This window comes from Dolichospermum circinale AWQC310F, assembly GCF_000426925.1.
Taxonomy (GTDB): Bacteria; Cyanobacteriota; Cyanobacteriia; order Cyanobacteriales; family Nostocaceae; genus Dolichospermum; species Dolichospermum circinale.
The window spans coordinates 1-4,642 of the sequence record NZ_KE384704.1; the positions used below are offsets into that span (position 1 = coordinate 1).

General features: G+C 36.3%; 5 protein-coding genes. 1 reads left to right on the forward strand and 4 read right to left on the reverse strand.

The annotated features are described in order from the left end of the window. Together ACIR310F_RS22910 and ACIR310F_RS0117035 are read right to left on the reverse strand one after the other, a co-directional pair. The coding region (locus tag ACIR310F_RS22910) for a Calx-beta domain-containing protein (RefSeq protein ID WP_035368305.1) at window positions 1-951 on the reverse strand (951 nt) is incomplete at its 3' end. 573 nt (window positions 952-1,524) lie between these two features. Next, complete coding sequence (locus tag ACIR310F_RS0117035) at window positions 1,525-2,040, reverse strand: GNAT family N-acetyltransferase (RefSeq protein ID WP_028084870.1); 516 nt, start codon at window positions 2,038-2,040, stop codon at window positions 1,525-1,527. 140 nt (window positions 2,041-2,180) lie between these two features. On the opposite strand from ACIR310F_RS0117035, the gene ACIR310F_RS0117040 reads away from it, so the two are divergent. Further along, a complete protein-coding gene (locus ACIR310F_RS0117040) occupies window positions 2,181-3,407 on the forward strand; it encodes a ribulose bisphosphate carboxylase small subunit (protein WP_028084871.1) in 1,227 nt (408 codons plus the stop codon). A 278-nt stretch (window positions 3,408-3,685) separates the two neighbouring features. On the opposite strand, the gene ACIR310F_RS0117045 is transcribed toward ACIR310F_RS0117040, so the two are convergent. Then, window positions 3,686-4,051, reverse strand: a complete 366-nt coding sequence (locus ACIR310F_RS0117045) for a type II toxin-antitoxin system PemK/MazF family toxin (RefSeq protein ID WP_035368307.1) — start codon at window positions 4,049-4,051, stop codon at window positions 3,686-3,688. Continuing rightward, the gene (locus ACIR310F_RS0117050) at window positions 4,041-4,343 is read right to left on the reverse strand and encodes a hypothetical protein (protein WP_028084873.1); all 303 of its coding nucleotides are present in this window, start codon (window positions 4,341-4,343) and stop codon (window positions 4,041-4,043) included. The genes ACIR310F_RS0117045 and ACIR310F_RS0117050 overlap by 11 nt, the downstream gene beginning before the upstream one ends. Window positions 4,344-4,642 lie beyond the last annotated feature (299 nt).

The window sequence follows — 4,642 nt, forward strand, 5'->3', positions numbered from 1 at the left end:
CAGGGTGTCTGTACCATCGCCTCCGTCATATATCTTGTTGCTGACTAGATTACTGCCTGTTGCTTCCAACTGATCATTCCCGTTGGTAATCGTTCCAGTCAATTCTGTGGTCGTACCAATAATATAATCTGTCGCTGTTGCCAGGGTTAAGATGATAGTCTCGTCATTTTCTTGAATGTTGTCCTCAAGAGGAGAAATTGTCAGGGTAACTGTATCCGCTCCAGCCGCAAAGGAAACTGTTCCGGTAGTGGCAGTATGGGATGTGGCACCAGTCTGACTATAGTCTGTGTTGAATATAGCTGAACCTGATACGGTGTAATTGACGGTTAACTCACTGGCGATGTTGCCTGTTCGGGTGAAGGTGTAGAGAATATTCCCTCCACTATTTTCTGCTACTTTTTTCGTAGAAGTAGCTAATGTGACTATTGGTTTTGTCGTTACCTCCGTAGTATCAATAGCTATTGACCATCCGCCCGCGATGTTGCCAATATCTACCCCTGTATCGTCCACTACATACAGATTCCATGTACCATTGGGGATGGTGTTGTTAAATACGGAAAAATCTATTCCATAGTCCCCACTGGGAGCAGGAGAATTATTAAATCTGTCACCTGTTTCATAGTCTGTGGCTCGATAACTACCACTGCTGATCTGACCTTGATCCGGCAGAAAATCTCTGGCATTGGGGTCAAAGGTTAAGGTGACATTGTTTAAGTCCCAAGACCAACCTGCGTCTGACATTAACAAGACCTTGGCACCTGTAGGACCTATCAGTAGAACATCAAGGTCATCGGGATAAGTATGACTAATATTGCTTAGGGTTACTTTCAAACTCGTAATTGTGCCATTTAACCCCGATACGTTGATACTTGAGGGGTAGGTTGTTGCTGCTCCACCATTAGGAATGGTAATTTCATTGGGATTGGTGAAAACTAGATTTTGCTGACTCATTTTAATTACTCCTGGTTTAGTTAGCACGCAGAAATCTTGCGTATATAAAAAAACGACTGTTATGTAGTATTCTGAGTGTGGTAGCTTCTTCCTAGCATGAGTAAGGGAAGCGTAACACATCACTTCAAAATGTGATTTTGATCAAACAAACAGCCTACAGGCGATCGCTCTTAACTCACTAGCATCCGCAGAAAACAGAGGCTATAGCGGTAGTAGTCACCAGTTATGACATTTCATCGTAATTATTTCAAACAAAATTTTACTGATTCCAGTCAGTACAAATCACTATATCAAATCCTGTTTAAATAATGATTATTTTCTGTTTAACTTTTAATGAAAATTAATAAAAAATATGAAAACTGCTGTGACTAAATAATTCAAACACTGGACATAAAAGAATATAGTGCTTATAATTATTACATTTATAATTAGTACAATTTCTGATAAATCTGTATCATCTTATCACTGCACAATTAAAAACTATTACATAGAAATTAGGTGCGTTACGCTGTCGCTAACACACCCTACTCAATAAACTGAATATTTACGTTTTATCATTGTCTTTCTTATTTCTTAAATGTCGTAACCCATGATATAATCATCCAACACAAAGCCATTCCCAAAATTTATTACCTGACTATCAATAATTCTAAAACCAAATCGAGAATAAGCTTTAATCCCTTTTTCATTCCTTTGATTGACATTAAGAATTATTTTTTTCAATTTCATTGCTTGCGCTTTTTGGTAAATATGAAATAACATCTTTTGACCATATCCAAAACCATGTAATGACGGTAATAAATAACATTTATGTAATTTTAAATAACTGATATTATCCATCATTTCTGCACCATAAGATAAATAACCGACTAATTGGGAATTATGTAATACCTGATCATAAAATATCCCTTGATTATAAATTTCATTTTCAATTACTCCTGTTCCATAGATTTTATCTAGCATATACTCGATTTGTTCATTGCTGATAATTGTAGGATAATGAGTAAACCAAATTTCTCGACTAACTTTCCTTAGTTCTTCTAAATCAGCATCTAGTAACTTGGTAATAGTAATTAATGAATCATTCATAGTGAGAATTAGAACTTAATCAAAATTAAGTAAAATAATTTCTAAGCTGACAAACTTAATTTATCATTTAATTGACTATCGTTACCAAAAAAATATATAATACATACTAATTTACATAAATCATCACCAGGGATAATTCTATGAATTACTACATTGCTCCTAGTTTTCTTGATAAACTTGCAGTACATATCACCAAAAACTTCTTAAACCTTCCTGGTATTCGAGTTCCCCTAATTTTAGGTATTCATGGTCGCAAAGGAGAGGGAAAATCCTTTCAATGTGAGTTAGTTTTTGAAAAAATGGGTATCGGGGTAACTTTAATATCTGGGGGAGAATTAGAAAGTCCAGACGCTGGAGATCCTGCGCGGTTAATTCGGTTACGATATCGAGAAACAGCAGAATTAATCAAAGTCCGGGGGAAAATGTGCGTACTGATGATTAATGATTTAGATGCGGGTGCGGGACGTTTTGACGAAGGAACTCAATATACAGTAAATACTCAATTAGTAAATGCTACATTGATGAATATTGCTGATAATCCCACAGATGTACAATTACCGGGAAGTTATGACTCAAATCCTTTATGTCGTGTCCCGATTATTGTCACAGGAAATGATTTTTCTACCCTCTACGCACCATTAATTCGTGATGGGAGAATGGAGAAATTTTATTGGGAACCTAACCGAGATGATAGAATAGGAATTGTGGGGGGAATTTTTACCGAAGATGGACTTTCACAAGGGGAAATTTCACAATTAGTTGATACTTTTCCTCAACAATCTATTGACTTTTTTAGTGCTTTGCGTTCCCGAATTTATGATGAGCAAATTCGTAATTTTATCCATCAAATCGGTTTTGAAAATGTCTCTTTGCGAGTTGTAAATAGTTTGGAGGGACCACCAGCATTTAAAAAGCCAGATTTTACTCTCTCTCATTTAATTGAGTCGGGTAAATTCATGGTTAGTGAACAAAAACGGGTGGAAAATTCCCATTTAGTTGATGAATATAATCGTTTAAATCGAGGTAAAAGTTATCAAGTTGCTGCTCCCGTTGTCGAAGTTCCAGTTAGTAAACCTATCAATCATCAAGCAAATCATTTAAGTTTAGAAACTCAAGAACAAGTTCGACAAATTTTAGCTCAAGGTTATAAAATTGGCATTGAACACATTGATGAAAGACGTTTCCGTACAGGTTCTTGGCAAAGTTGCGGTTCTTTTTTTAATATTGATGCACATTCCGATGCTATTTCTAATTTAGAATCTTGCTTATCTGAATATAGCGGTGAATATGTGCGTTTAGTAGGAATTGATCCACAAGCAAAACGACGAGTAGTAGAAACAATTATTCAACGTCCTCATAGCAAGTAAAATGATCCTATGGTTGTAGCAGCGATAATGAGTTTAGATAAGTGATTCATGGTAATGTCGTGAATAACGTGAATAAATAGTTAAAGGCTAAAGCGGATAATTTTTGATAGCGATCGCTCATATTATATCATGTCCGCTTAAACACTTACGATAAAAATAATGCTGATATTTGGGGATACAACAACTCGGCACATTCCATATCGTAACTAATTTCGCGGACATGATATTACACTACATTATTACGAGTTATCTAACACACGGTCGGGTGCAATGATTTGTTAGACTTCAAATTCGATTACAGTAACAATGGAAGCTATAATTTCCAGCATTGTAATTTCAGAAATGCTTCCTAATTTACGAATAAACCTTTGTAAATCCACCCCCCTTAGTTGAAGAGTATCAATTGCAGAATCTTTATTCAATCTATTGATACTGTTAGGTTCAATTTTAACGTGCCAGAAATTTGATGAAAAATATGTTTTCCAGTCTGTAATAGGAGCAATAAGCTTGATAGGAAGCTTTCCTACTGAATCGGAACTGATGACGACAGCAGGACGCACTTTTTTGATTTCTGCGCCAACAGTAGGATCGAAGTTGACTAACCAAATTTCTCCACGTTTTGGCAGATCAGGGTTAATACTCAATGATGTCACCTGCCATTAACTCTTGCCATTCAGAATCTTGTTGATAGTGAGAGAGCATTATATCAGCTTGACTTTCGAGAATATTCCTACGTTCAGTCATTGGTAACTTCAGAAAAGCAAGACGCTGTTTTAAGGATGGAGAGATATCTTCGGTGGTAGAAGAATGAGAACTAACTTCTTCAACCAAAATAACTACTTCAACAGTTTGTCCTACAGTCAGATCTGGAGATTGAATTTCAATTCTATTTCCTGGTAGGACTTTTGCTGTCGTGTACAAAGTTGATTTGACCATTTTTAGCCCTTTGTTTAAGTATTTTTATTGTACTTTATAATATTTGGCGATCGCACTTAAACTCACAGATTCAATCAATGTGCATGGTGCGTTCCCCAAAAATCTATTGGTGGAGCGGTAGGACTTGCATTAGGGAACGCACCCTACGGCAACTAAACATTAAGAGAAAGTTTTATCTAGGATTGTAAATTGTACAGCACAAATCAATAGATTTACCAGGAACACGCTTGGCGGTTTCTGCTCTCATGAGGTACAAAGTTGAATGATGAAACTCTTGTAGTGCGGGCATCTTGCCCGCT